The following is a 23,681-nucleotide window of genomic DNA, read 5'->3' as shown; positions in this document are numbered from 1 at the left end:
AATGGAAATGGGTTTCCGTTGGTATGGAAAAACTGATTCGATCCCTTTAGAGTATATCCGTCAAATCCCCGGAATGAAAGGGATTGTAACAGCTATTTATGATATCCCTGTAGGGGAAGCTTGGCCGCTTGATAAGGTTATGGAATTAAAAAAGACAGTCGAAGATGCAGGTTTGCATATTTCTGTTATTGAAAGTGTACCGGTTCATGAAGATATTAAAATCGGGCTTCCAACACGTGACAAATATATTGAAAACTATAAAGAAACATTACGCAACCTTGGTAAAGCCGGCATTCCGTGCGTATGCTACAACTTTATGCCGATTTTTGACTGGACTCGCTCTGAATTAGAGTATGAACTGCCGGATGGTTCAACAGCACTTATTTTTGAAGAAGAGAAAATCAAAAAGATGGACCCATTAAGTGGTGAATTATCCCTTCCAGGATGGGACAGCAGCTACAAGAAAGAAGATTTACAAGTGTTATTTGATCACTACAAAAATGTAGATCACGAAAAACTCTGGGCAAACCTTGAATATTTCATTAAAGCGATTATGCCGGTTGCTGATGAAGCCAATGTAAAAATGGCGATCCACCCGGATGATCCTCCATACGATATCTTTGGTTTGCCGCGTATTATTACAAACAAAGAAAATCTGGAAAGATTTATTAACCTATATGACAGCCCGAACAATGGACTTACCATGTGCAGCGGTTCATTAGGTGCTGAACCAAGCAATAATTTCCCTGAAATGCTTCGTTATTTCCTTGAAAAGGGCCGTGTAAACTTTGTTCATGCGCGTAACATCAAGCTGACTGGCGGAAAGTCATTCCAAGAATCTGCGCACGTGTCTGAATATGGTTCAATCGATATGTACGAAATCATTAAAGCAATGGCAGATAATAATTATACAGGTCCAATCCGTCCTGACCACGGCCGTATGATTTGGGGAGAAACGGGCAAACCGGGCTACGGATTATTTGACCGTGCCTTAGGGGCAACGTATTTAACTGGTTTATGGGAAGCTGAACAAAAAAGTCGTCAAAGCAAATAATTCACAGTAGGGGGATTTAATCATGGCAGTTCCATTTAAAGTTGATTTAACAAATAAAGTTGCTGTTGTTACAGGCGGCGGCGGTGTGCTTGGTTCTTATTTTGCCAAAGCGTTAGCTGAATGCGGAGCAAAAGTGGCGATCGTGGATTTGAATCAAGAACCAGCAGATAAAGCAGCAGAAGAAATTAAAGCTGCTGGCGGCACAGCAATTGGTGTGGCCGCAAATGTACTTGATAGAGAAGCTCTTGAAAAAGCGAAAGAAATCATCGATAGAGAGCTTGGTACTTGTGACATTCTATTGAACGGTGCAGGCGGTAACAACCCTCGCGGAACAACGGATGATGAATTTTATGATGTAGAAGCAGTTAAAAACAATCCTGAACTAAAAACGTTCTTTGAACTTGATCCAAAAGGGGTAGGATTTGTCTTTGACTTAAACTTCTTAGGTACTTTGCTTCCTTCTCAAGTATTTGCCAAAGATATGATTGGCAAGAAAGGCGCGAACATCATCAATGTATCATCGATGAATGCCTATACACCATTAACAAAAATTCCAGCATACAGCGGAGCAAAAGCAGCGATCAGCAACTTTACACAATGGTTAGCTACTTACTTTGCTAAAACAGGTATCCGTGTTAATGCGATCGCACCAGGATTCTTAGTAACAAAACAAAATGAAAAATTATTATTTAATGAAGATGGTTCTCCAACTGCACGTACTGGAAAGATTCTTGGCAGCACGCCAATGGGCAGATTTGGCGAGGCAGAAGAATTAATCGGTGGACTTCTATTCTTTGCCAGCGAAGAAGCAGCAAGCTTTGTAACAGGCGTTGTTCTTCCTATCGATGGCGGATTCTCTTCGTATACTGGCGTTTAATTAGTTAACACGATATTTCATTAGGCTGCTACCCCCTGATTTACGCGGGTAGCAGCCTTCATTATGTATTCTTATAGGTTTTTCATTGGATAAGCTTCTATTTTTTTTCAAAGGATAAAGAAGCACGGATAGATTTACATATGAAGCATTTGGGAGGTTATTTACTTGAAGGATAGAATTGAGGATTTTCAAAAAACAAAGGACTTCCTAGTTTGTGTCGATTCAGACGGCTGCGCCATGGACACGATGGATATAAAACACAAAGTGGCATTTGGTCCAGAAGCTGTGAATACTTGGGAGCTTCATCATATTAAAGATCATTTTCTTGAAGTTTGGAACGATATCAATCTTTATACAAAAACAAGAGGGATCAATCGCTTTAAAGGGGTTGTAGCCACATTTGCGGCTTTAGAAAAAGAAGGAATTGAGATGCCGGATATCTCTTCTTTTAAAAAATGGGCAGAAACAACTTCAGAACTATCAGCTCCATCTCTGCAAAGAGAAATCGATAAAACAAATGATGAGCAATTAAAGAAAGCACTGCAGTGGAGCAATGCGGTTAATCATGCGATTGAAACAAAATTAGCCGGCAGCGACAAGCCAGTTGAAGGCGCTAAAGAAGGATTAGAGGCTGCTAATAATGTGGCCAATGTAGCCATCGTTTCTTCTGCTAACGGAGCAGCGGTTTTAGATGAATGGACAAGACATGAACTTGCTGTACATGTAGACGTTATGCTAGGTCAAGAAGCCGGAACAAAAGCTTATTGTATTCAAGAAATGAAGAAATTCGACTTTGACAATACACATGTATTAATGGTCGGCGATGCACCTGGCGACTTAGACGCAGCGAATAAGAATGGTGTCCTGTATTACCCTATTCTTGTCGGAAAAGAGAAGTTCTCTTGGGATCGGTTTAAAAATGAAGCATTAGCCAAGTTTATCGATGGTGCCTTCGCCGGAGAATATCAGCAGCAATTAATCAAAGAATTCAATGATAATTTGAAATAAACGGCAGGAGGTTTGTTTACGATGAAACCAAAAATTGCACAAAATATCCCAATGCCTAAAGTGGATTTAAAGGCAAAACCGTATCACTTATCGGATGAAGATATTAAATGGGTAAAGGATACCATTTCTGGCATGTCGGATGAAGAAAAAATCGGGCAATTATTTATCAACTTATTTTTCTTTGGTGAAGACAAATTTAGCGGTAATACTTATACAAACAAAGAACTCCTAGAAAAATTCCACATCGGCGGTGCTCGCTACCAAGGCGGTACTGCAGAGCAAGTGCAAAGTTTACTAAACGATTTACAATCCTATACCAAAATCCCTTTATTAGTCGCAGCAAACTGTGATGCCGGCGGTAATGGGGCATGTAATGATGGAACGTATGTGGCTGCCGCAGCAATGTGTGAAGCATCAGGAGATGAGCAAGTGTCCTATGATGCCGGTTATGTCAGCGGGCGTGAAGAAAGAGCGATCGGGGTGAACTGGAATTTCGATCCGTGTGTCGATATTTTGAAAAATTGGAGAAATACGATTGTTAACACCCGTGCATACGGTACAAAAGCCGAAACCGTGATCAAACACACAAACTCCTATTTAAAAGGCCTTGCAGAAAGTAATATTGTTTCATGTATTAAACACTGGCCTGGCGATGGAACAGAAGAGCGCGATCAGCACTTAGTATTAGGGGAAAATTTATTATCGGTTGAAGAGTGGGAAGAATCATTTGGTCAAGTATACCGTAACCATATTGAAAATGGTGTCGATTCAATCATGTCCGGACATATTGCCCTGCCTGAATACCAAAAAGCATTGGTACCAGGATTAGAGGATAAAGATATTTTACCGGCTACATTAGCCCCTGAGTTAATTAATGGCCTTCTAAAAGGGAAATTGGGCTTTAACGGCTTAGTGTTGACAGATGCTACCCATATGTTAGGGATGACCTCTGCTATGCGCCGTGAAGACTATGTTCCACAGGCGATTGCTGCCGGTTGTGACATGTTCTTATTCTTTAATAATATTGAAGAAGATTTTGGATTTATGATGAACGGATACAAAAATGGTGTGATTACGGAAGAACGTCTTCAAGATGCACTCGAAAGAATATTAGGGTTAAAGGCAAAATCCGGGCTGCACAAGGCAAAAGCAGATGGATCGATCTTCCGTACAAAAGAAGACTTAAAGGTTGTCGGCTGTGATGATCATATGGAGCGGGCCAAACGTGCCGCTGATAAAGGAATCACACTGGTGAAAAACACCTTTGATCAGCTGCCAATCCGTCCCGAAACACATAAACGGATCCGTCTTTATTTCTTAGAAGGTGAAAAAGGCGGAATTTACGAAGCAAACTCAAAAGTACTTGATTTTATTGTTGCTGAATTGGAAAGACGCGGATTTGAAGTCACGGTTAATGATGGAACTACTCGCGTAAAAGGTCCGACATTAAAATACCGTGATGAAGTAGATGCCGCTCTTGTTTTCGCTGATGTCATCGGATATGGCGCGCAAAACAATTACCGTATTCAGTGGAAAACAGCGATGTCTAATGAAGTGCCATGGTATGTACAAGAGGTGCCTACTATATTCGTTTCGTTAAACTTTACAACCCATTTAACAGACGTTCCAATGGTGAAATGCTATATCAATGCTTACCATGATGATGAAATCACGATCAAATCTGTGATCGGCAAAATCATGGGCGAATCAGAATTCCGTGGAACAGCAAACGAAAATGTTTGGTGTAATAAATGGCAGACAAGACTATAAAAATCTGCTCTTAAGATGATAACCAAAGAGACTGTCTACCACGGCAGTCTCTTTCTGTTTGGCCGGAACAGTCTGCATTTTACCATGCATATTCGCAGCATTTTTCCCAGTGATAAAACTATGACAATTTTAAAAATGGAAGATATTTTCTTTAAATAATTTATAAAAAAACGCTTGCGTAATAAAGCGTTTACATATATTATCTAACTACAGGGTAGTTGAGACAAACTATCCAGGAAAAATGATTCATTGATTAAGATAGCGCCTTCCTAAAATGTATACTAGTAAACTAGTATTAATTTTTTTAATCACATCAGTATACTAGTGTTGTAGTATTTATGGTTAATCAGAACTAATACTAATAATAATTTACATGAATCTACAATCAGGGAATGAAGGCGCTAACTTAAGTGTAAATTAAAACTAAAATATCGGAGGCGAAAAGAAATGAGTATGGCACAACCGAAGCAGAATGGCAATGGAACATCCGAAAAACAAGTCCGTCCGTTTGGGCTGCGTGACAAATTTGGTTATTTGTTTGGTGATTTTGGAAACGATTTCTTCTTTATTCTTGTTGCATCGTTCTTAATGGTTTACTACACAGACGTTTACCATTTGAATCCAGCGGCAGTCGGGTTGTTATTTATGGTGGCACGTGTATGGGATGCTTTTGCAGACGTGACATGGGGAAGATTCATTGATACAAGAAAAGCAGGTAAAAATGGAAAATTTCGCCCGTGGATTTTTAGAATGTCCTTCCCGCTTGTCATTTGCGGAGTATTAATGTTCGTTCATATTCCTGGTATGTCTCATGGATTTTATCTGGCATATGCTTATGTAACCTATATTATTTGGGGAACTTTATATTCTACTGTTAATATTCCTTATGGTTCAATGGCTTCTGTTGTTACTGCGGATCCGGTGGAACGTACTTCATTATCAAGCTGGAGAACATTAGGGGCAAATTTAGCAGGCTTAATTATTAACGTGGTTGGTCCAATGATTTTGTTTGTTGACAACAAAGCAGATGCGAACCGTTTCCTATTAGGGGCAATTATCTTTGGTATTCTTGCTATCGCTTGCTATATGGCTTGTTATAAATTATCAGTTGAACGTATTCAGGCTCCTGAAAGCAATAAACAAAAAGTGAACATGAGTCAGACAATGAAAGGTCTTGTGAAAAATAGACCATTAATGACATTCCTTGTTTCTTCATTATTATTTATGATTTGTTTCATGTTAATTGGGGCAGTAAACGTTTATCTATTTAAGGATTACTTCCAAAGTGCGCAAAGCTTAAGTATGGTTGGTTTACTTCAATCAGCAGCTGTATTCGTCGCCATGCCATTTGTGAATCCATTAGTGAAAAAATTTGGTAAAAAGGAAGTAGCTTCAGGCGGTTTATTACTAGCAGCAATTGTCTACACAGCTTTATATTTCTTGCCAAACTTAAATGCAACTCAATTTATCGCTGTTCTAGCTGTTGCCATGCTTGGTTATCAAATTTTCAACCTTGTTATTTGGGCATTCGTTACCGATGTCATTGATTATCATGAATATTTAACTGGTTTACGTGAAGATGGAACTGTTTACTCTATCTATTCAATGGCCCGCAAGTTAGGACAGGCAGTGGCCGGAGGTGTTGGCGGTGCAGCGATTGCAGCCGTTGGATATAACGCAACACTATCAAAGCAAGCACCAGAAACTCTGCAAGGGATTCATTCACTGGCAACTTTAGTCCCTGCTGCTACACTTGGTATTGTGTTCGTACTCATCGTTTTCGTTTATCCATTAAACAAGAAACGCACAGAACAGCTTGCTATTGATTTAGCAGCAAAAAGAGAAGCAAATAAATAGTATCGAATGGAAAAAGCCCGCTAAAACAACGGGCTTTTTCATTTTGCCCCTTCGCGCTATAGTTGTTTTCTATAGGATGAAGGAGTCATTCCCTTCAGTTTTTTAAAGACTTTCGTAAAATAATTGACATCATTAAAACCAACCATATAAGCAATATCGGTAATGGAAAGATTACGATTCTCCATTGCATAGAGTGCTTCGTTAATTCTTAGTGCATTGATGTAGTCTGTTAATGTCTGACCTGTTTCTTTTTTAAACTTTCTTGATAGCTCGTATGTGCTGGAATGAATCGCTGTACAAATCGTTTCCAGGCTTAGATCCTGTTCCAAGTGAAAGCGGATATACTCAATTGCTTTTCGGATTAGAAAACTGTAATTTTTAAGGGAGTACTTCCGCACGGCTTCACAATATTCACGGATCATCACATTCTGTAGATCATCCAGCTGTTGGATGGAGGTCGTTTTTTCAATTTGGATCGCAAACTTTTCAGAAATACTATGGATGTATAAAGGATGCAACCCTCCTTTTTCAACGGCAATCCGTAAGGAGGTATTAAAGGTAAACGCTAAGTTTTTCTCTGAGCGCAATGGATCATTTGGAATTCTGTTTGGTATTTTTTCAACTAAGGGCATATCCTCATTCAGTAATTTTTCCGCTTTTACTATATCACCATGTTCCACTGCTGACATCAGTTCATTTTGCAAAGAGTATCTTTTCTCGATTGCCCCCACAGAAATTTCCTGATGCTCCTGTAGGGGAGCGGGAATAACTTCAAACTTATTTTGAAACATATTCGCCGCCTTGGCGAATTTAGGCTGGTAGTTATTTAATTTGTCCATGTTTGTCGTGTGAAAAGCAAGAAATTCGGCAATCATGTCCACCTTGTACTCACTGATTAAAGGCAATGATAAATAGTATTGAGTCATAGTATGTCTTAGTGAAATGGGCAGTTTATTTTCGAAAAGCACATTCTGAACCAGCTGGGGGGAAGGTTTTTCAAAGAGAAATGGTCCGACGATAAGGATACCAAGGAAATCTTTCTCTTCATTATGTAGTTTTGCTGACATATAATACGTTCTCAATTCATTTGTATGAAAGAGGACATTATCATCATCGTTTCTCCTTTCTTGATTCAATTGTTTTCGCATCTTTTTTACATAGGGATGCAATGTTTCCGGTAATTGATTATGTCCGTATTCCCAAATAATTGTTGAGTCTTTATCCATAAAAATCGTATCCATATCAGCGAAAAAATAAGTGAACTGTCCAATTTTTTTTATGGTTTTCTCGAATGACTGCATATATTAACCTCTTTTATGAATGAATGGTAGTGTGTTAGTATACAAGTTTTCTTCTTATTTTACTATAATGCGCAATATATTGCGAGTATCTGTAATCGATTTCATTTAAGATAAAAACATGAAAACAAACGATACACGGGCAGCATACATCGTATAGTTTGTTTTATTTCACAAAAGATATAAATAGATTTTTCTCATAAACAAGGAGGTACAGTCATCAGTGAATCAAGATTTAAACATATCAGGGTTTTCAGATGAAATTTCTTCTGATTTTAATACACAGCTAGAGGTCGTTTCAAAATTGGGGATGCACTATATTTCATTGCGCGGAATTGACGGTAAAAACATTGGCGATTTCACAGTAGAAGAGATTAAGGAAAATGTCCTGCCGCGTCTGCAAAAGCGGAATGTTGCTGTTTCTTCCATCGGTTCGCCAATCGGTAAAGTGTTTATCAATGATGAAGAAGGATTTGAAAAGCAAAAAAAGATGCTCGATACTCTTTGTCAGATAAGTCATGTATTAGACTGTCAATATATTCGTATCTTCAGCTTCTACATCCCTAAAGGGGAAGAAGCAGATCCATACAAAGATGAAGTCATCGATAAACTGAAACAATTTGCCGCAATTGCAGGGAAATATAATGTAATTCTGCTGCATGAAAATGAAAAGGATATTTACGGTGATATTTCACGACGCTGCCATGAAATCCTGAAAGCGGTTGATTCCCCCTATTTTAAAGCAATTTTTGATTTTGCTAACTTTGTCCAATGCGGTGAAGATACGCAAGATTGCTATGATTTGCTGGAAGATGAAATCGTCTACATCCACATTAAAGACGCCGTCACAACGGATAATCAAAATGTTGTCTGCGGGACAGGGGAAGGAAAAATCCCCGAAATTTTGGCACAAGCTATCAAAGGCGGTTATAAAGGTTTCTTAACATTAGAACCTCATCTCGTTCTATTCGATTCATTAAAAGACTTAGAACTTGAGGATGCCACAGAAATCATTAAGGACAATAAAGGACTTGATGGTGAAGGCGGATATAAGCTGCAATATGAGGCACTAGTAGAAATTCTAAAAAATATCGAAAGCAAGGAGAATGCGTAATGAAAAAGGTTCGTTTAGGAATTATCGGAATTGGTCAACAAGGCGGTACTTATGCAGGATTTATTTCTGAAGGAAAAGTAAAAAATGTGGAAATTGGCGCCATTTGCGATATCGATCCAGAGAAAAAGGCCATGTGTGCGGAAAAATATCCGAATGTGCCTTTCTATGATAACTATATTGAGATGCTTGAAAGCGGCAATGTCGATGCCATTGTCACTACCGTTCCTCACTACCTGCACGCGGAGATGGGAATTGAAGCATTAAAACGCGATATTCATGCACTCTTAGAAAAACCAGCTGGTGTTTATACAAAACAAGTAAAAGAAATCAATGAATTTGCGGCAACAAAACCGAATTTAACTTTTGCGATTTTCTTCAACCAAAGAACGAATAAGCTTTATCAAAAAGTCAAAGAAATTGTCGATAATGGCGAAATCGGGAATATCCGCCGGACAAACTGGATGATTACCAACTGGTGGAGACCACAAGCATACTATAATCAAAGTGAGTGGAGAGCAACATGGGGCGGAGAAGGCGGCGGCGTTCTTGTTAACCAAGCTCCGCACCAAATTGACTTGCTGCAATGGATTTGCGGGATGCCGAAAAAGGTTTCTTCGAATGTGAAATATGGCTATCAAAGAGACATCGTGGTTGAGGATGATGTAACAGCTATTCTTGATTATGGCAATGGGGCGACAGGTGTATTTATTACTTGTACACATGATGTGATTGGTACAGACCGCTTTGAAATCACAGGTGATAAAGGAAAAATCGTTGTGGACAACAGCAAAAAAGTAACCATTACAAGATTAAAACAAACTGAGAACGAAATGAATGCAAGCATGACTTGGGCAGATGCGATGCAACTTTTCATGGGCGGCGGTGTTGGCGAAGTCGCTGAGGAAGAAGTTCTGGAATTTGAAAGTGTATGGGGCGAACAGCATATCAACGTATTAGAAAACTTTGCTGCTAACATTCTCGATGGAACTCCGTTAATTGCTCCTGGAAGCGACGGTATTAATGGCGTGGCATTAGCCAATGCTATTCATCTGTCAAGCTGGTTAGGGAAAGAAGTAGAACTGCCGGTTGATGAAGAAGTATTTCTAGCTGAATTAAACAAAAAGATTGAAGCAGAAAAAAATAATCAATAATTTATTTTTATAACCAATCAAACGAACTCATAGCCCATATTCTATGAGTTCGTTTCTCGGGGAGATGATCGAATGCTGAAGGCAGCCGTTATTGGACTGGGAGATATCTCTAAAATTCACATACCGATTATACAAGAAAATCCAAATGTGGAACTCGTTGCTGTGTGTGATATCGATGAAGCATTAAAAGATGCGGTCCCTGGTGTTCATTTTTATACCGACTACCATGTGATGATTGAAGAGGAAGAATTGGATTGTGTACATGTTTGTCTGCCGCACTATCTGCATCTGCATGCTACGAAAGCATGCGTAGAGAAGGGAATTCATGTCCTTCAGGAAAAGCCCCTTGCTTTAAATACAGAAGAGGGTTTGGAGTTAGTGAAATTAGAAGCAGAACATCCAGATGTGAAAATCTGTATTTGCTTTCAAAACCGCTATAATGAAACGTTTGAAACACTGCAGGAAATCGCAGCAAGCGGGACATATGGCAAGGTAATTGGAGTCAAGGGACTGGTTACCTGGTTTAGACCAAAGAATTATTATGATGTCAAACCATGGCGCGGAATGATGGAATATGCCGGCGGCGGTGTAATGATTAACCAATCGATTCATACTCTGGATTTGATGCACCTGCTTGGCGGTGAAATAAAAGAGCTAAAAGGGACGATCAGTAACTTACTCGATTATGGGATTGAAGTCGAGGATACAGCAACCGCCCATATTAAATATAAAAATGGGGCTACAGGCTTGTTCTTTGCCACAAATGCCAATTTTGGAAATTCCAGTGTCGAGCTTCAGGTTGTCTTAGAAAAGGCGAAATTTACGATAAAGGATAGTATTTTAACACGATTGAATGAAGATGGCATCAAGGAAAGAATGGTTGAGGATGCGAAAATGCCTGGATCTAAGTTCTATTATGGTGCCAGCCATATGAAACTAATCAATCAATTCTATTCTTCTATCGCAAATAACACTAGTGATTATGTTCACGTAAAGGATGCGCTGCCATCGATTCAAATCATTGATGCGATCCGTACATCTTCAGAGTTAAACAAAGAAATTAAATTGGAGGTATGATACCATGGCTAAAGGAAAAATCGGCGTGCAAATGATGATGCTGAAGGATAAAGTAACAGAGCTTGGTGCTTATGAAACGATGAAAAAGGTCAGCGAACTTGGCTATCATGCAGTGGAAGTATCACAAATTCCGATGACAGCGGAGAACGTTGCTGAACTAAAAAGAGCGGCAGAGGATTTCGATATTAAGATTGCGGCGATGTCTGCAGGTCTTGAACCAATGCTTCCAGGGGCGCCGGGAGAAACATTGCAGCATGATTTTGATAAAATCGTAAACGACTGCAAAACATTAAATTGTAACTTTTTGCGCATTGGTATGATGCCGCTTCATTTAATGGGCAATAAAGATGATATCATGGGCTTTGTCGAAAGAGCAGAGGCCATGGCACACCGCCTGGCGGAGCATGGAATTGCGTTATACTACCATACACATCATCTGGAATTCCAAAGATTTGATGGTGCATTTCTCTTAGATATTATTAAAAATAATACAACGAAGCTCGGCTTTGAACTCGATGTACACTGGATTCAAAGAGCGGGTGTCAATCCGGTAGAATTTGTGAAGCAATACAAAGACCGCATTTCTTTATTACATGTAAAAGATTACCGTGTCGGAGCGATGGATTTAACTGATATTGACTTTAACAAAGATTTGGGCAAATTTATGAACAGATTCGTCAATACGATTCAATTCGCTGAGGTTGGAGAAGGCAATCTGAATATCCCGGCAATCATGGATGCCGGTCTTGAAGCAGGGGCACAGTATTTCTTAGTCGAGCAGGATGAACTGTACGGCCGTGATCCGTTTGACTGTCTGCAAACATCAGCAGAAAATTTAAGAAAATTGGGTTACAGCGACTGGTTTTAAGACGATGTGAAATATGAAGTACGGGGCTGTTGATGACGGACAGCCTCTTTATTTTACATAATTCATTTGTCCCGTGTCAGAGGTTTCATTAAGCAAACGATCGATTTCAACCGAAATATATTCTATCGGTGCCGACTTTTTTGCTAGTATTTTCGTATCTTCTAATAATTTATCGATATCTATCAATGTTTTAAACATTTTATTCACTCCCAAAATAAATCAATCGTTCTTTATTTGTTCTCTATATAGAACCAATTGTACGATATAAATATAGAATGCACAACCGGTATCGTTTAATTATGTTTGGAAAATAAGTCTGTAGACCTATGATATATAGAGTATTCGATAATCATTTTCATTTTATGACCGTCAAATAAAAAATTTTATTTCAGTAAGATTGAAAGTGTTTTAGTTTTTTCAAATTTTTTTATCGGTAAATAATGGCGTACAGCAGGAAAAATGACGTCCTCTAAAAATAGCGGTAGAAATAAAATTCTTGACAATATCCTATTAACTCCTTTAATATGTTTATATAAGAATAAGAGTTTATTCCTAAAGGGGAGTAGCTTTTACAGCAAAGTCGTCATTACGGAGGATATCTCCCGGCTTTGTTGGCAGCGATTCGTTTTGAATGATTCGTTGTTAGCCAGACCTTTACCAGCAGGTAAGGTCTATTATTATGCGTAAAATCAGACCTTTACCAGCATGGTAAAGGTCTTTATTTTGGCTAAAAATAGAAGGAGGCTGCAAATGGAATTAGCACTATTAATGGAATATGGATGGGTATTGCTTGTTTTAATTGTGTTAGAAGGTTTATTGGCAACAGACAATGCACTTGTTCTGGCCATTATGGTCCGGCACTTGCCGGAAGAAAATCGGAGAAAAGCATTATTTTATGGATTAGTAGGAGCGTTTTTATTCCGCTTTGGTTCGCTATTTATTATCTCTTATCTTGTCGATGTATGGCAGGTTCAGGCTTTGGGTGCTGCGTATTTGCTCTTCATGTCTATTAATCATCTAATTAGGAAATGGGCAAAAGGGAAGGCGAAAGAAGACGAAGAAGAACTTGAAAAGGTAGAAAAGCCGAAAAAACAGAGCAGCTTCTGGATAACTGTCCTTAAGGTGGAGCTTGCTGATATCGCCTTTGCGATTGATTCAATCTTAGCTGCAGTAGCTTTAGGTGTTACACTTCCGGAACTGCCGATTGCTGATATCGGCGGAATGAACGGCGGTCATTTCATCGTCATTTTAGCAGGTGGTATGATTGGGTTAGTGATTATGCGTTTTGCCGCGAATATGTTTGTCAAGCTGCTGGATAAAAAGCCAGGCCTAGAGATTGCTGCATTCTGTATCGTAGGCTGGGTAGGGGTTAAATTACTTGTTCATACCTTGGCACATCCTCAGTTAGCCTTCATTTCTCATAGTTTCGCGGAATCATCTGCATGGAAGGCGACCTTCTATATTGTCTTAATTGGAATTGCTGTGGCCGGCTGGTTTTTATCCAAACCAGAAGGAGCAGTGAAAGCAAAAAAAGAGGTTGTAGAATAAAAGCGAGCGCCTTTTGGTGCTCGCTTTTTATACCTTAAGAAGTTAACTGCCCTTTTTTTCATAAGCAGGGGGATAGCCTGTACAACTTTGCTAAAAAAACATATGTAATAGTAAAGGATAACACTGCTTATCCTTTACGGCATACCCATAACCTCCTCTCTTTTCAAACTGTATGTCCGTCACATGACGGCATGCAGTTTTTTTTTGCGGAGGAAAGATCCTGCTTTATCATCATGCTCTGCTATTCATGGATAAAAAGAAATATTATTTAAAATAAATTGAAATGTTGTGCTCCGGCCATTTTAAAAATATAATGAGACATTGTATGATAATTATTGGTTTCTATCCTGGAAGAAAGGCAGTTTCCTTAGAAGGTGAATAGTATGACAACGAATAAGCAATCAACGTCGAGAATAGATTTTAACCTTGTATTAATTCTAATGCTGCTCTGCATTGCCAGCTGCATTTCCATTTTCAGCGCCCAATCAACAGGTCAGTATCAGGAAAATTTCTTTTTGAAACAAATTGTCTGGTACTGTGTGGGAACGATGATTATTGCCTCTGTCATTACATTGGATTCGGATCAATTAAAAAAAATATCATGGTATGCCTATGGTTTCGGGCTCTTTCTCTTAGCGTTTTTAATCGTTGCTCCGGAACCAATTGCCCCGGTGATTAATGGAGCAAAGAGCTGGTATAAAGTTCCCGGAATGGGCTCGATCCAGCCGTCAGAATTTGTGAAAGTGTTTATCATTCTGGCATTATCAAGGGTCATAGTAGAGCATCATCACAAATATATAGTGAAAACAATCCAGACAGATCTATTGCTCCTGCTCAAATTAGGCGGGGTTACGATGGTGCCGTTATTATTTGTTATGCAGCAGCCGGACTTAGGGACCTCGCTTGTGTTTATCGCCATTTTACTAGGAATGGTATTCATTTCAGGGATCACCTGGAAGATTTTAGTGCCAATTTTCAGCAGTGCTGTCGTCCTGATCTCTGTTATTTTTTATTTTGTTCTCTGGCAGCCGGAGATTTTGGAAAAATATCTAGGAGTAAAGGAATACCAATTCGGCCGGATTTATTCCTGGATTGATCCGTATAATTTTCAAAGCTCGGCCGGTTATCAGCTTGTCCGATCGCTTCTCGCCATTGGTTCCGGGGAAACATCGGGGAAAGGATTTGGGACCCGGGAGGTTTATTTGCCGGAAAGCCATTCCGATTTTATCTTCAGTATCGTCGGAGAAGAATTTGGTTTTATCGGGGCCAGCGTTCTCATCAGCCTATTCTTTCTTTTGATCTACCATATTACAAAGGTAGGTATGGAAACGAAGAATGCTTTTTACACTTATGTATGTGTTGGAGTCATCAGCATGCTGACATTCCACGTGTTTCAAAATATCGGTATGACGATTGGTCTTTTGCCGATCACGGGAATTCCGCTGCCGTTTATCAGTTATGGCGGCAGTTCCTTAATGGGAAATATGCTCGCTGTCGGTCTGATATTCTCGATTCGCTACCATCATAAGAAATACATGTTTTCCAAAAGCGATTGAACAGCAAAAGCAGAGAAAAAGCCGCGTGATTGCGGTTTTTTCTCTGCTTTTTGGCAAAATTCGGGGCGCCACTGTGACGCCCCGAATTTTTCGTTATTGGATGGTGCCGTTTCCATAGGGGAACTGTGAGGTGTATCCTTGGAATTGCTGGAATTTTTGCTGCAGCTTTTGTGCTTCTGCAGGTTCAAGTTTATACCAGCCTTTGCGGAACATGAGATTATACAGTTCCCGTTGTTCATTTTGCGCTTCGGAATAAATATTCCAGATATCCTGATACAGGGCCTGGTGGCTTGCCTCGTTTAAATAAATGCTGTAAGAATCCGTCATCGCTTTTTCCGTCGCTAATAAATCATTCGTGAAATCACGTTCATTCATTTGCGCTGTTTTTTGCACCTGCGCTTCTGGATTCCCAAGCGCTTGGTTCTGACCTTGCCAATTTTGATTCATCCTGACCGCCTCCTGTTTATTGCTGCATGCTTCCAAATGAAGCTTGATTTTGATTGTTTAAGTGTGAAAGGATACGCGTATAGTGCCGCTGATGCATTTGTCCGCACGCATTAAATGCATGGATCAGTTCCTGATCCTGAACTTGCTGCGCATAGAAGTTAGCTTTTTTCATGGCCAGCAGATTCCAGGAAAGCATATCCGTTAAATAGAGCGCATCCTTTGTGGAGATGACAGCCGGCGGCTGCTGAAAAACGACCTGTTGATTTTGTGTTTGAAAGTTTTGCTGCTGCATTGTTTTTGCCTCCTTATTCCGTTCTTCTTTTAAACTGGTTATTTTGGCTGTTTACTTTTTCTGGTCCGTGCTCATTTTCTACCCCGGGACCGGCATTCCCCTTTACACTTGCTGCGCTGATCGCTGCTTTTGAAGGGTTCTTTACTCTTTTAACCAATGACAATCACCTCCACGTTTAGCATGTCCGATAATGAATGTTTCATGAATCGGGCGCTATACTTTGATGAGTTTTTCAAATAATCTGTCATATTTCATTGTCCATTTTTTATAAACTAACAGTAGCGGGAGAGGTGAAAGGGAAAAGGGGGTTATGAATTGGTCACAGATATTCGCACAGCAGCAGTATTAGGTTCTGGTGTTATGGGTTCAGGTATTGCTGCTCTGTTAGCAAACTCAGGTATCTCCGTGCTGCTCCTCGATAGGGTACCATCGCGGCTGACTGAAACTGAAAAGGAGCAAGGTTTTACACTTCAGGATAGCAAAGTTCGTAACAGGTTAAGTGAGAATGCCTTGAAAAATTTATTAAAACAGAAGCCGGCACCGCTTACCATCAGGCAAAATCTTTCCTTTATTGATGCCGGAAACTTGGAGGATGATAGACACAAGCTGCGTGAAGCGGACTGGATTATCGAAGCGGTTGTAGAAAATCTGGAGATAAAAAAACAAATCTTTACCTTGGTCGATCAATACCGGAAACAAGGAAGTATCGTTAGTTCGAATACATCAGGAATTTCTATCACTGCCATGTCAGAAGGGCGTTCAGAAGATTTCTGCCGTCATTTTCTCGGCACCCATTTTTTTAATCCTCCTCGTTATTTAAAGCTTCTTGAAATGATTCCTGGAGAAAAAACAGCACCACACGTCCTTGAATTTATGAAACACTTTGCTGAGGAAGTCCTTGGTAAAGGAGTGGTAGTTGCCAAGGATACCCCTAATTTTATTGCGAACCGAATCGGCACTTATGGTTTATTGGTCACGATTCGCGAAATGGAAAAGGGTCATTACAGTGTCGGTGAGGTTGATTCTGTCACAGGTCCTTTAATTGGACGGCCGAAAAGCGCAACGTTCAGAACACTTGATGTCGTCGGGATTGATACATTTCTCCATGTGGCAGACACTGTTCACCAGGTCTTAGTGGGAGCAGAGAAAGCGGATTTTTCCCCACCGCCATTTATGCAAGAAATGATGAAGAGAGGATGGTTGGGCAATAAAAGCGGTCAGGGCTTTTATGAAAAGAAAGGAAAGGAAATTCTCGAACTGAACCCTGTTACGATGCAATATCAGCCGCGGCGGAAACTAAAAAGTGCCGCAATTGAAGAGAGCGGGCTGGCGAATGACTGGAGCCAAAAGCTGCGGATGCTTTTGTATTCAAATGACCGGGCCGGAAGTTTGTTGTGGAATGTTCTAACCCCGGTATGTCTGTACTCCGCCGAAAAACTGGATGAAATTGCTCCTCATATTGCCGCGGTGGATCAGGCTATGAAGTGGGGCTTTGGCTGGGAACGGGGACCATTCGAAATGTGGGACGCTCTCGGTTTAAAGCAATCAGTAGAAATCCTGAAGACATCAGGTAAATCTATTCCTCGTTGGGTAACAGATATGCTGGAACAAGGTTTTTCAACTTTTTATAAGGAGGAAGCCGGGGATATCTATTACTATCACAATGGTGAATATCGTCGATTGGAGGAAAATCAAAAAATACTTAATGTGAAAAAAATAAAGCAACAAAACGGTATCATCAAGAAAAATAGCGGCGCTTCTTTGGTTGATATCGGTGACGGGGTGGTCCTGCTTGAATTTCATTCGCCGCATAACGCGATTGGTCCGGATATTCTGCAGATGATCCATGCAGCAGTAGATGAAGTGGAAAAAAATTATAAAGGGCTGGTCATAGGGAATGAGGGAAAGAACTTCTGTGTCGGTGCCAACCTTGGCATGATTCTAATGGAAGCACAGGATGATAACCTATTTGAACTTGATTTCATTGTGCAGCAATTTCAGCAGGCCATGATGAAAATCAAGTATAGTGCAAGACCGGTTGTAGCTGCTCCTTTTGGGATGGCACTCGGCGGAGGAGCCGAGGTTTGCCTGCCTGCTGCGCATATTCAAGCCTCATCGGAAACCTATATCGGACTAGTTGAAACTGGGGTGGGCTTAATCCCAGGGGGCGGAGGAAATAAGGAGCTCTATATCAAGACGTTGAGAAGCATGCCGAAAGGGATTGAATTTGACCTGCAAAAGGTGGCCAATAAGGTATTTGAAACGATTGCCATGGCAAAGGTATCGGGTTCTGCTGCCGAAGCCGCCCAGCATCATTTTCTCAACGCATCTGACGGAATCAGTGCGAACGGCAGCTATTTGCTCCATGATGCCAAACAAGTGGTTTTGACCCTTTCAGAGAGAGGTTATAAACCGCCGCAGAGAGCAAAGATTCCGGTTACAGGAGAAACCGGATACGCCACACTTCTTTTAGCGGCACAATCGCTCCTGTCCTCTGGAAACATTTCCGAGCATGATTTGAAAATCGCCAAAAAACTAGCGTATGTCATTGCAGGGGGAAAGGTGCCATTCGGCACTTTGGTTGATGAGCAATACCTGCTTGATTTGGAACGAGAGGCCTTTCTTAGCTTGGTAACCGAGACGAAAACCATGCAGCGGATGCAGCATATGCTCATAAAAGGAAAACCGCTGCGAAATTAAACAAATAAAAAATGGAAAGGTGCTGGGTGAATGGGAGAAGCAGTCATTGTAACAGGGGCAAGGACCCCTGTCGGAAAGGCAAAAAAAGGTACACTTGCCCATGTCCGGCCGGATGACTTAGGAGCGCTTGTTGTCAAAGAAACGTTAAAACGTGCCGGAGGCTACGAAGGCTCTATCGATGATCTGATTATCGGCTGTGCCATGCCCGAGGCAGAGCAGGGTTTGAATATCGCCCGGAATATCGGCGCGTTGGCCGGTCTTCCTTATACAGTCCCGGCCATTACGATCAACCGCTATTGTTCCTCCGGGCTGCAGTCGATTGCCTTTGCCGCGGAAAGAATTATGCTGGGCTATGGCGATACGATAATTGCCGGCGGGGTCGAATCGATGAGCCTAGTTCCGATGTTTGGGCATGTGGCACGTCCGAATATCAAGCTGGCCGAAAATGCACCGCAGTACTACATGAGCATGGGGCATACGGCTGAGGAAGTAGCAAGGAAATTCAATGTATCACGTGAAGACCAGGATGCCTTTGCCGTCCAAAGCCACCAAAAGGCGGCGCAGGCCATTCAAGAAGGGAAATTTGCCGCGGAAATTGTCCCTGTCGAAGTCATTCAGGTAACGTTCAATAAGGATCATAAGCTTGTTGAAAAAAGGATTTCCTTCAGCTGCGATGAAGGAGTGCGCTCGGATACAAGCATTGAAAAGCTGGCAGCGCTCCGTCCTTCCTTCACCCTGAACGGGACGGTTACAGCCGGAAATGCATCACAGATCAGCGATGGGGCTGCGGCAGTTTTGGTCATGGATCGGGAAAAAGCCGAATCACTCGGATTAAAGCCGCTGGCAAAGTTTAGAGCCTTTGCTGTTGGGGGAGTTCCGCCTGAAATCATGGGAATGGGCCCGGTGGCGGCGATTCCGAAAGCATTGCAATTAGCCCGCCTGGAGATTTCCGATATAGGTCTGTTTGAATTAAATGAAGCCTTTGCATCCCAATCCCTGCAGGTCATTCGAGAACTCGCCCTGGATGAAGAAAAGGTGAATGTGAACGGGGGAGCGATCGCTTTAGGTCATCCATTAGGCTGCACAGGAACGAAGCTAACCTTAACTCTGCTGCATGAAATGAAACGGCGTCAAGTACAATTTGGGGTTGTAACAATGTGTATTGGCGGTGGAATGGGGGCTGCAGGTGTTTTTGAATTGCTGTAATCTGTGATTCGGATTTTTACGGGAAGGGGATATGGAGATGGCGAATCAAATCAACGAGGCGATTGCCGGAGGAAGCTTTTTAACCGAGAAAATTTCATGTGACAGGGTGTATACACCAGAGGATTTTAATGATGAACAAAAATTGATGGCAAAAACAATTGAGGACTTTGTCGAAAAAGAAGTGGTGCCGGTAATGGAGCACCTGGAAAATCAGGATTTTACCCGTTCCGTACAGCTGATGAAAAAAGCAGGTGAATTAGGTTTATTGGCTGCTGATGTGCCCGAGGAATATGGCGGACTTGGTCTCGATAAAATTAGTTCAGCCTTGATAACCGAAAAAATAGCCCGCGTCGGCGGTTTTTCCATTACCCATGGCGCCCATGTCGGGATTGGCTCTTTGCCTATTATCCTTTTTGGCTCAGATGCCCAGAAACAAAAGTATCTGCCCTTTTTTGCAACAGGGGAAAAAATATCCGCCTATGCTTTAACAGAACCGGGTTCAGGCTCAGATGCACTGGGAGCAAAGACAACCGCAAAATTAAACGATGCCGGAACCCATTATATTTTAAACGGAGAAAAACAGTGGATTACGAATTCAGGCTTTGCAGATGTCTTTATTGTTTACGCCAAAATTGACGGGGAACATTTCTCCGCTTTTATTGTCGAGAGAGATTATCCGGGGGTGTCTACCGGATCCGAAGAAAAGAAGATGGGATTGAAAAGCTCATCGACCCGGACATTAATTTTAGAGGATGCTCTTGTCCCGAAAGAGAATCTCCTTGGAGATGCGGGGAAAGGTCATGTGATCGCCTTTAATATCTTAAATATTGGCCGCTATAAGCTGGGGGTTGGAGCGGTTGGATCGGCAAAACGGGCATTAGATATCACGATTCAATACACAAACCAACGGCAGCAGTTTAAGAAGTTTCTCTCACAATTTCCTTTAACAAAGGAGAAGCTGGCGTCGATGGCGTCTGCTATTTATGCAGCTGAAAGCTCTGTTTACCGCACGGTGGGCTTGTTTGAAGAAAAAATGAGCAAATTATCCCCAGAAGATGCCGGAAATGGAAAAAGAGTAGCAGAATCGATTGCCGAATATGCAATTGAATGTTCTTTAAATAAAGTATTTGCCAGTGAGATGCTCGACTATATCGCTGATGAGGGAGTCCAGCTCCATGGCGGGTATGGGTATATGGCCGATTATGAAATAGAAAGAATTTATCGCGATTCGAGAATTAATCGTATTTTTGAAGGAACAAATGAAATCAACCGCCTCCTTGTCCCTGCCACATTAATGCGGAAAGGGATGAAAGGGGAACTTCCGCTGCTTGAAAGGGCGCGAGAATTGCAAGCCGATCTCATGACATATATGCCCCGGGAGCCGGGGGATGAGCCGCTCGCAAAGGAAAAAATGCTGGTGGAGAACGGAAAGAAAATAGCACTTCTCGCGGCAGGATTAGCAGTGAAGAAATTTGCTAAAGCACTGGAGGAAGAACAGGAAATCTTAGTTAATATCGCAGATATCGTTTCAAATGTATATGCGATGGAATCGGCCGTTCTGCGCACCGAAAAGGCAATCAAGCGGTTAGGGGCAGCCTTCTGCAGCCAGAAGCTGCTTTACAGCGAAATTTTTTGCCAGGAAGCTTTTCAACAGCTTGAACTAGACGCCAAAGAAACATTGCTTGCGGTGGAGGAAGGGGATACATTACGGATGATGCTCTCAGCACTAAGGAAATTCACCCGTTTTACACCGGTAAATATCATTGCAAAAAAACGCGAAGCAGCAGAAAAGCTTATCAAGTCAGAGCGGTATGTCGTTTAAAAAGATTTTGAAGCTCTCTAAACAGAGGGCTTTTTGAATTTGGTTTATTAACGTTAATCATTTCGAATATGGACCATAATATGGTAAGATAATGTCAAGTTCTACAATTTAATGGAGATTGCTGAGGTGATATGTATGAACCTGATATTTTATTGGTATCCTAAATGTGGGACATGTCGAAAAGCAAAGAAATGGCTGGATGACCAACAAATTCCTTTTGAAGAAATACATATTGTCGACAATCCTCCATCTCGATCTCAATTGGAAGACCTGTACAGGAAAAGCGGGCTGGATATTAAGAAGTTTTTTAATACAAGCGGCCAGCGCTACAGGGATCTCGGATTAAAGGATCGGATAAAAGAGGCATCAGAGGATGAACTTCTTGATTTACTAGCCTCTGATGGAATGTTGATCAAAAGACCGATTGTAACAGATCAAGAAAAAGTGACAGTTGGTTTTAAAGAAGAGGAATTTGCCCAAACCTGGAAAAAGTAAGTTTATCACAAAAAAACATAATATTTATTGGAGGGAACTGCATGAATATTCCAAAGGACTTACGTTATACTGAGGATCACGAGTGGGTAAAAACAGAAGGGGACAAAGTCAGGGTAGGAATTACTGATTTTGCTCAACATGCACTAGGAGACATTGTGTTTGTTGAATTACCAGAAACAGGAACGGAAATCACAGCAGGAGAGTCCTTCGGAAGTGTTGAGTCTGTAAAAACCGTTTCTGAATTAATGGCTCCTATCAGCGGAAAAGTCGTTGAAGTGAACGAGGATTTAAATGATAATCCTGAGTCTGTTAATGAATCTCCATATGAGAAAGCTTGGATGATTGTCGTTGAACCTTCTGACGCTTCAGAAGCGGAAAAATTATTGACTGCGGATAAGTATGAGGAAATCACGAAAGAAGACTAATATATCTAGAAAGCGTCCAAATAGGGGCGCTTTCGTTTTACTATCAGCATAGTATATAAAGCGGATGGCAGATTCGACTGCGGCTTTCGCCATGATGGAAGTCAAGCCGTGTCTTTCTAATGAAGGGGTGGCGAATATGACCGAATTAGTTCATGATAAAATTATCATTGTGGAAGGGATCTCGGATAAAAGAAAAATACAAAAGGTTGTGAAAGAGCCTGTTGATATTATTTGTACCAACGGCACGATCAGCCAGTCCCTCTTAGATGAGTTAATCGATCATATATCCGATCAGGAAATTTTTATTTTAGTTGACGCAGATGCAGCGGGGGAAAAACTGCGCAGACAATTAATAAGGGAATTCCCTGAAGCTGAGAATCTTTATATCGATAGAATGTACCGCGAAGTAGCCGCTGCCCCTGTGCAGCATCTTGCGGAAGTTTTATTAAGAGCCAATCTTCATGTAGAAACGCGTCATTTAGATAAAGGGTAATCAAAGAGACAGAAAAAAGAGCAGAGAAGGGAGCTGCTCTTTTTTCTGTCTCTTTTAAGAACATCTTGATAGATTGATGTTGTTTTCTGTTGAAATTACTGGATCGAATCAGGATATCTAAGGCAGGAAAGTAAACAGACCATACGGAATATATACTCCTATTACGGTTGATTCGGAGGCGATTCTGTTGAGGGAACTGTTAACATTATGGGCATTAGAAGTTAACCGAAAAAAGGTATTCCGTTTTATTCTGAAAGAGCTGAGGCTTTCTTTTTACTTATTAACCGAAAATGAACAGATCCTGGTCAAAATTGAAAATGATACATTGCAGCTTCCTGATAATGGTGCTGCTCTCTCTGTGAAAAGTCTGGCTGGAAAACAGAACACCTTTCTTTCCCTCTTTGCCGGCGAACGGAAACTAAGGAAAGCTGTCGTTACAAAAGATGTTGAAACGACGCTGTCCTTTCGCGAACAGCTGCTCTTAGAAGCCCTTTTTTATTTAGCACGACCGGAAATTCCTTAAATCCAAGTAATTCTATAAGAAAAGGAGATAAAATGATTGACGCCTATTTTATATTTATGTTACTATCACCTTAACCATATTGGGTATGATAAACTGTAAT

Annotated in this window: 23 protein-coding genes; 18 read left to right on the top strand and 5 right to left on the bottom strand. The window is 41.0% G+C overall.

Annotated elements, in window-relative coordinates; translation table 11 throughout:
- Window position 1 precedes the first annotated feature (1 nt).
- The 5 genes from uxuA to HNR53_RS08145 all read left to right on the top strand — a co-directional run bounded on the left by uxuA (window position 2) and on the right by HNR53_RS08145 (window position 6,566).
- Window positions 2-1,054 carry a mannonate dehydratase gene (uxuA, locus tag HNR53_RS08165; RefSeq protein ID WP_184524747.1) on the top strand — a complete coding sequence of 351 codons (1,053 nt, stop codon included), beginning with the start codon at window positions 2-4 and terminating at the stop codon, window positions 1,052-1,054.
- Window positions 1,055-1,076: 22 nt separating this feature from the next.
- The gene (locus HNR53_RS08160; RefSeq protein WP_184524745.1) at window positions 1,077-1,931 is read left to right on the top strand and encodes an SDR family oxidoreductase; all 855 of its coding nucleotides are present in this window, start codon (window positions 1,077-1,079) and stop codon (window positions 1,929-1,931) included.
- A 165-nt stretch (window positions 1,932-2,096) separates the two neighbouring features.
- Complete coding sequence (locus HNR53_RS08155; protein ID WP_184524743.1) at window positions 2,097-2,939, top strand: HAD family hydrolase; 843 nt, start codon at window positions 2,097-2,099, stop codon at window positions 2,937-2,939.
- 21 nt (window positions 2,940-2,960) lie between these two features.
- A complete protein-coding gene (locus HNR53_RS08150) occupies window positions 2,961-4,709 on the top strand; it encodes a glycoside hydrolase family 3 protein (protein WP_246439419.1) in 1,749 nt (582 codons plus the stop codon).
- A gap of 447 nt (window positions 4,710-5,156) precedes the next feature.
- Window positions 5,157-6,566, top strand: coding sequence for an MFS transporter (locus HNR53_RS08145; RefSeq protein ID WP_377802056.1), 1,410 nt, complete (start codon window positions 5,157-5,159; stop codon window positions 6,564-6,566).
- A 56-nt stretch (window positions 6,567-6,622) separates the two neighbouring features.
- On the opposite strand, the gene HNR53_RS08140 is transcribed toward HNR53_RS08145, so the two are convergent.
- Window positions 6,623-7,867: a helix-turn-helix transcriptional regulator gene (locus HNR53_RS08140; RefSeq protein ID WP_184524741.1), complete on the bottom strand. Its 1,245-nt coding sequence runs from the start codon at window positions 7,865-7,867 to the stop codon at window positions 6,623-6,625.
- A 220-nt stretch (window positions 7,868-8,087) separates the two neighbouring features.
- Here HNR53_RS08140 and HNR53_RS08135 point away from each other — a divergent pair, with 220 nt between their 5' ends.
- The 4 genes from HNR53_RS08135 (at window position 8,088) to HNR53_RS08120 (ending at window position 12,074) form a co-directional block, all read left to right on the top strand.
- Window positions 8,088-8,978, top strand: coding sequence for a TIM barrel protein (locus HNR53_RS08135; protein WP_184524739.1), 891 nt, complete (start codon window positions 8,088-8,090; stop codon window positions 8,976-8,978).
- Window positions 8,978-10,129 (top strand): Gfo/Idh/MocA family protein, encoded by a 1,152-nt coding sequence (locus HNR53_RS08130; RefSeq protein ID WP_184524737.1) that lies wholly within the window; start codon window positions 8,978-8,980, stop codon window positions 10,127-10,129. Before HNR53_RS08135 ends, HNR53_RS08130 begins: the two co-directional genes overlap by 1 nt.
- A 72-nt stretch (window positions 10,130-10,201) precedes the next feature.
- Window positions 10,202-11,206, top strand: a complete 1,005-nt coding sequence (locus HNR53_RS08125; protein WP_184524735.1) for a Gfo/Idh/MocA family protein — start codon at window positions 10,202-10,204, stop codon at window positions 11,204-11,206.
- Window positions 11,207-11,210: 4 nt separating this feature from the next.
- Entirely contained in the window at window positions 11,211-12,074 is an 864-nt protein-coding gene (locus HNR53_RS08120; protein ID WP_184524733.1) for a sugar phosphate isomerase/epimerase family protein, read from the top strand.
- Window positions 12,075-12,122: 48 nt separating this feature from the next.
- On the opposite strand, the gene HNR53_RS08115 is transcribed toward HNR53_RS08120, so the two are convergent.
- Window positions 12,123-12,272, bottom strand: coding sequence for a hypothetical protein (locus HNR53_RS08115; RefSeq protein ID WP_184524731.1), 150 nt, complete (start codon window positions 12,270-12,272; stop codon window positions 12,123-12,125).
- A 552-nt stretch (window positions 12,273-12,824) separates the two neighbouring features.
- Between HNR53_RS08115 and HNR53_RS08110 the strand changes: the two genes are divergently transcribed.
- The gene (locus HNR53_RS08110) at window positions 12,825-13,622 is read left to right on the top strand and encodes a TerC family protein (RefSeq protein WP_184524728.1); all 798 of its coding nucleotides are present in this window, start codon (window positions 12,825-12,827) and stop codon (window positions 13,620-13,622) included.
- Between the two features lie 383 nt (window positions 13,623-14,005).
- Complete coding sequence (locus tag HNR53_RS08105; RefSeq protein ID WP_184524726.1) at window positions 14,006-15,178, top strand: FtsW/RodA/SpoVE family cell cycle protein; 1,173 nt, start codon at window positions 14,006-14,008, stop codon at window positions 15,176-15,178.
- A 93-nt stretch (window positions 15,179-15,271) separates the two neighbouring features.
- On the opposite strand, the gene HNR53_RS08100 is transcribed toward HNR53_RS08105, so the two are convergent.
- The 3 genes from HNR53_RS08100 to HNR53_RS08090 are packed head-to-tail and all read right to left on the bottom strand — an operon-like array spanning window position 15,272 to window position 16,074.
- On the bottom strand, window positions 15,272-15,625 hold the full coding sequence (locus HNR53_RS08100; RefSeq protein ID WP_184524724.1) for a spore coat protein: 354 nt from the start codon (window positions 15,623-15,625) through the stop codon (window positions 15,272-15,274).
- A 16-nt stretch (window positions 15,626-15,641) separates the two neighbouring features.
- Complete coding sequence (locus tag HNR53_RS08095) at window positions 15,642-15,917, bottom strand: hypothetical protein (protein WP_184524722.1); 276 nt, start codon at window positions 15,915-15,917, stop codon at window positions 15,642-15,644.
- A 13-nt stretch (window positions 15,918-15,930) separates the two neighbouring features.
- A complete protein-coding gene (locus tag HNR53_RS08090) occupies window positions 15,931-16,074 on the bottom strand; it encodes a YuzL family protein (RefSeq protein ID WP_184524720.1) in 144 nt (47 codons plus the stop codon).
- Window positions 16,075-16,232: 158 nt separating this feature from the next.
- Between HNR53_RS08090 and HNR53_RS08085 the strand changes: the two genes are divergently transcribed.
- The 7 genes from HNR53_RS08085 to HNR53_RS08055 all read left to right on the top strand — a co-directional run bounded on the left by HNR53_RS08085 (window position 16,233) and on the right by HNR53_RS08055 (window position 23,581).
- Window positions 16,233-18,617 carry a 3-hydroxyacyl-CoA dehydrogenase/enoyl-CoA hydratase family protein gene (locus tag HNR53_RS08085; RefSeq protein ID WP_184524718.1) on the top strand — a complete coding sequence of 795 codons (2,385 nt, stop codon included), beginning with the start codon at window positions 16,233-16,235 and terminating at the stop codon, window positions 18,615-18,617.
- 30 nt (window positions 18,618-18,647) lie between these two features.
- Window positions 18,648-19,823, top strand: a complete 1,176-nt coding sequence (locus HNR53_RS08080; protein ID WP_184524716.1) for an acetyl-CoA C-acetyltransferase — start codon at window positions 18,648-18,650, stop codon at window positions 19,821-19,823.
- 37 nt (window positions 19,824-19,860) lie between these two features.
- On the top strand, window positions 19,861-21,645 hold the full coding sequence (locus HNR53_RS08075) for an acyl-CoA dehydrogenase family protein (protein ID WP_184524714.1): 1,785 nt from the start codon (window positions 19,861-19,863) through the stop codon (window positions 21,643-21,645).
- A gap of 135 nt (window positions 21,646-21,780) precedes the next feature.
- Entirely contained in the window at window positions 21,781-22,140 is a 360-nt protein-coding gene (locus HNR53_RS08070) for an arsenate reductase family protein (RefSeq protein WP_184524712.1), read from the top strand.
- 41 nt (window positions 22,141-22,181) lie between these two features.
- Entirely contained in the window at window positions 22,182-22,565 is a 384-nt protein-coding gene (gene gcvH, locus HNR53_RS08065; protein ID WP_184524710.1) for a glycine cleavage system protein GcvH, read from the top strand.
- Window positions 22,566-22,701: 136 nt separating this feature from the next.
- The gene (locus HNR53_RS08060) at window positions 22,702-23,058 is read left to right on the top strand and encodes a toprim domain-containing protein (protein WP_184524708.1); all 357 of its coding nucleotides are present in this window, start codon (window positions 22,702-22,704) and stop codon (window positions 23,056-23,058) included.
- 187 nt (window positions 23,059-23,245) lie between these two features.
- Window positions 23,246-23,581, top strand: a complete 336-nt coding sequence (locus tag HNR53_RS08055) for a hypothetical protein (protein ID WP_184524706.1) — start codon at window positions 23,246-23,248, stop codon at window positions 23,579-23,581.
- The last annotated feature ends 100 nt before the right edge of the window (window positions 23,582-23,681 follow it).

The sequence above is a fragment of the Bacillus benzoevorans genome, from assembly GCF_014207535.1.
Lineage (GTDB): Bacteria > Bacillota > Bacilli > Bacillales > Cytobacillaceae > Bacillus_BD > Bacillus_BD benzoevorans.
Note: the sequence above shows the minus strand (reverse complement) of the source record. Positions and strands in the feature narration are given on the sequence as shown.

Excerpts from the sequence above, each read along its gene's own strand:
- uxuA (WP_184524747.1), top strand. The coding sequence starts at position 2 with ATGGAAATGGGTTTCCGTTGGTATGGAAAAACTGATTCGATCCCTTTA.
- HNR53_RS08160 (WP_184524745.1), top strand. The coding sequence starts at position 1,077 with ATGGCAGTTCCATTTAAAGTTGATTTAACAAATAAAGTTGCTGTTGTT.
- HNR53_RS08150 (WP_246439419.1), top strand. The coding sequence starts at position 2,961 with ATGAAACCAAAAATTGCACAAAATATCCCAATGCCTAAAGTGGATTTA.
- HNR53_RS08145 (WP_377802056.1), top strand. The coding sequence starts at position 5,157 with ATGAGTATGGCACAACCGAAGCAGAATGGCAATGGAACATCCGAAAAA.
- HNR53_RS08140 (WP_184524741.1), bottom strand. The coding sequence starts at position 7,867 with ATGCAGTCATTCGAGAAAACCATAAAAAAAATTGGACAGTTCACTTAT.
- HNR53_RS08130 (WP_184524737.1), top strand. The coding sequence starts at position 8,978 with ATGAAAAAGGTTCGTTTAGGAATTATCGGAATTGGTCAACAAGGCGGT.
- HNR53_RS08125 (WP_184524735.1), top strand. The coding sequence starts at position 10,202 with ATGCTGAAGGCAGCCGTTATTGGACTGGGAGATATCTCTAAAATTCAC.
- HNR53_RS08120 (WP_184524733.1), top strand. The coding sequence starts at position 11,211 with ATGGCTAAAGGAAAAATCGGCGTGCAAATGATGATGCTGAAGGATAAA.
- HNR53_RS08115 (WP_184524731.1), bottom strand. The coding sequence starts at position 12,272 with ATGTTTAAAACATTGATAGATATCGATAAATTATTAGAAGATACGAAA.
- HNR53_RS08110 (WP_184524728.1), top strand. The coding sequence starts at position 12,825 with ATGGAATTAGCACTATTAATGGAATATGGATGGGTATTGCTTGTTTTA.
- HNR53_RS08105 (WP_184524726.1), top strand. The coding sequence starts at position 14,006 with ATGACAACGAATAAGCAATCAACGTCGAGAATAGATTTTAACCTTGTA.
- HNR53_RS08100 (WP_184524724.1), bottom strand. The coding sequence starts at position 15,625 with ATGAATCAAAATTGGCAAGGTCAGAACCAAGCGCTTGGGAATCCAGAA.
- HNR53_RS08095 (WP_184524722.1), bottom strand. The coding sequence starts at position 15,917 with ATGCAGCAGCAAAACTTTCAAACACAAAATCAACAGGTCGTTTTTCAG.
- HNR53_RS08080 (WP_184524716.1), top strand. The coding sequence starts at position 18,648 with ATGGGAGAAGCAGTCATTGTAACAGGGGCAAGGACCCCTGTCGGAAAG.
- HNR53_RS08075 (WP_184524714.1), top strand. The coding sequence starts at position 19,861 with ATGGCGAATCAAATCAACGAGGCGATTGCCGGAGGAAGCTTTTTAACC.
- HNR53_RS08070 (WP_184524712.1), top strand. The coding sequence starts at position 21,781 with ATGAACCTGATATTTTATTGGTATCCTAAATGTGGGACATGTCGAAAA.
- gcvH (WP_184524710.1), top strand. The coding sequence starts at position 22,182 with ATGAATATTCCAAAGGACTTACGTTATACTGAGGATCACGAGTGGGTA.
- HNR53_RS08060 (WP_184524708.1), top strand. The coding sequence starts at position 22,702 with ATGACCGAATTAGTTCATGATAAAATTATCATTGTGGAAGGGATCTCG.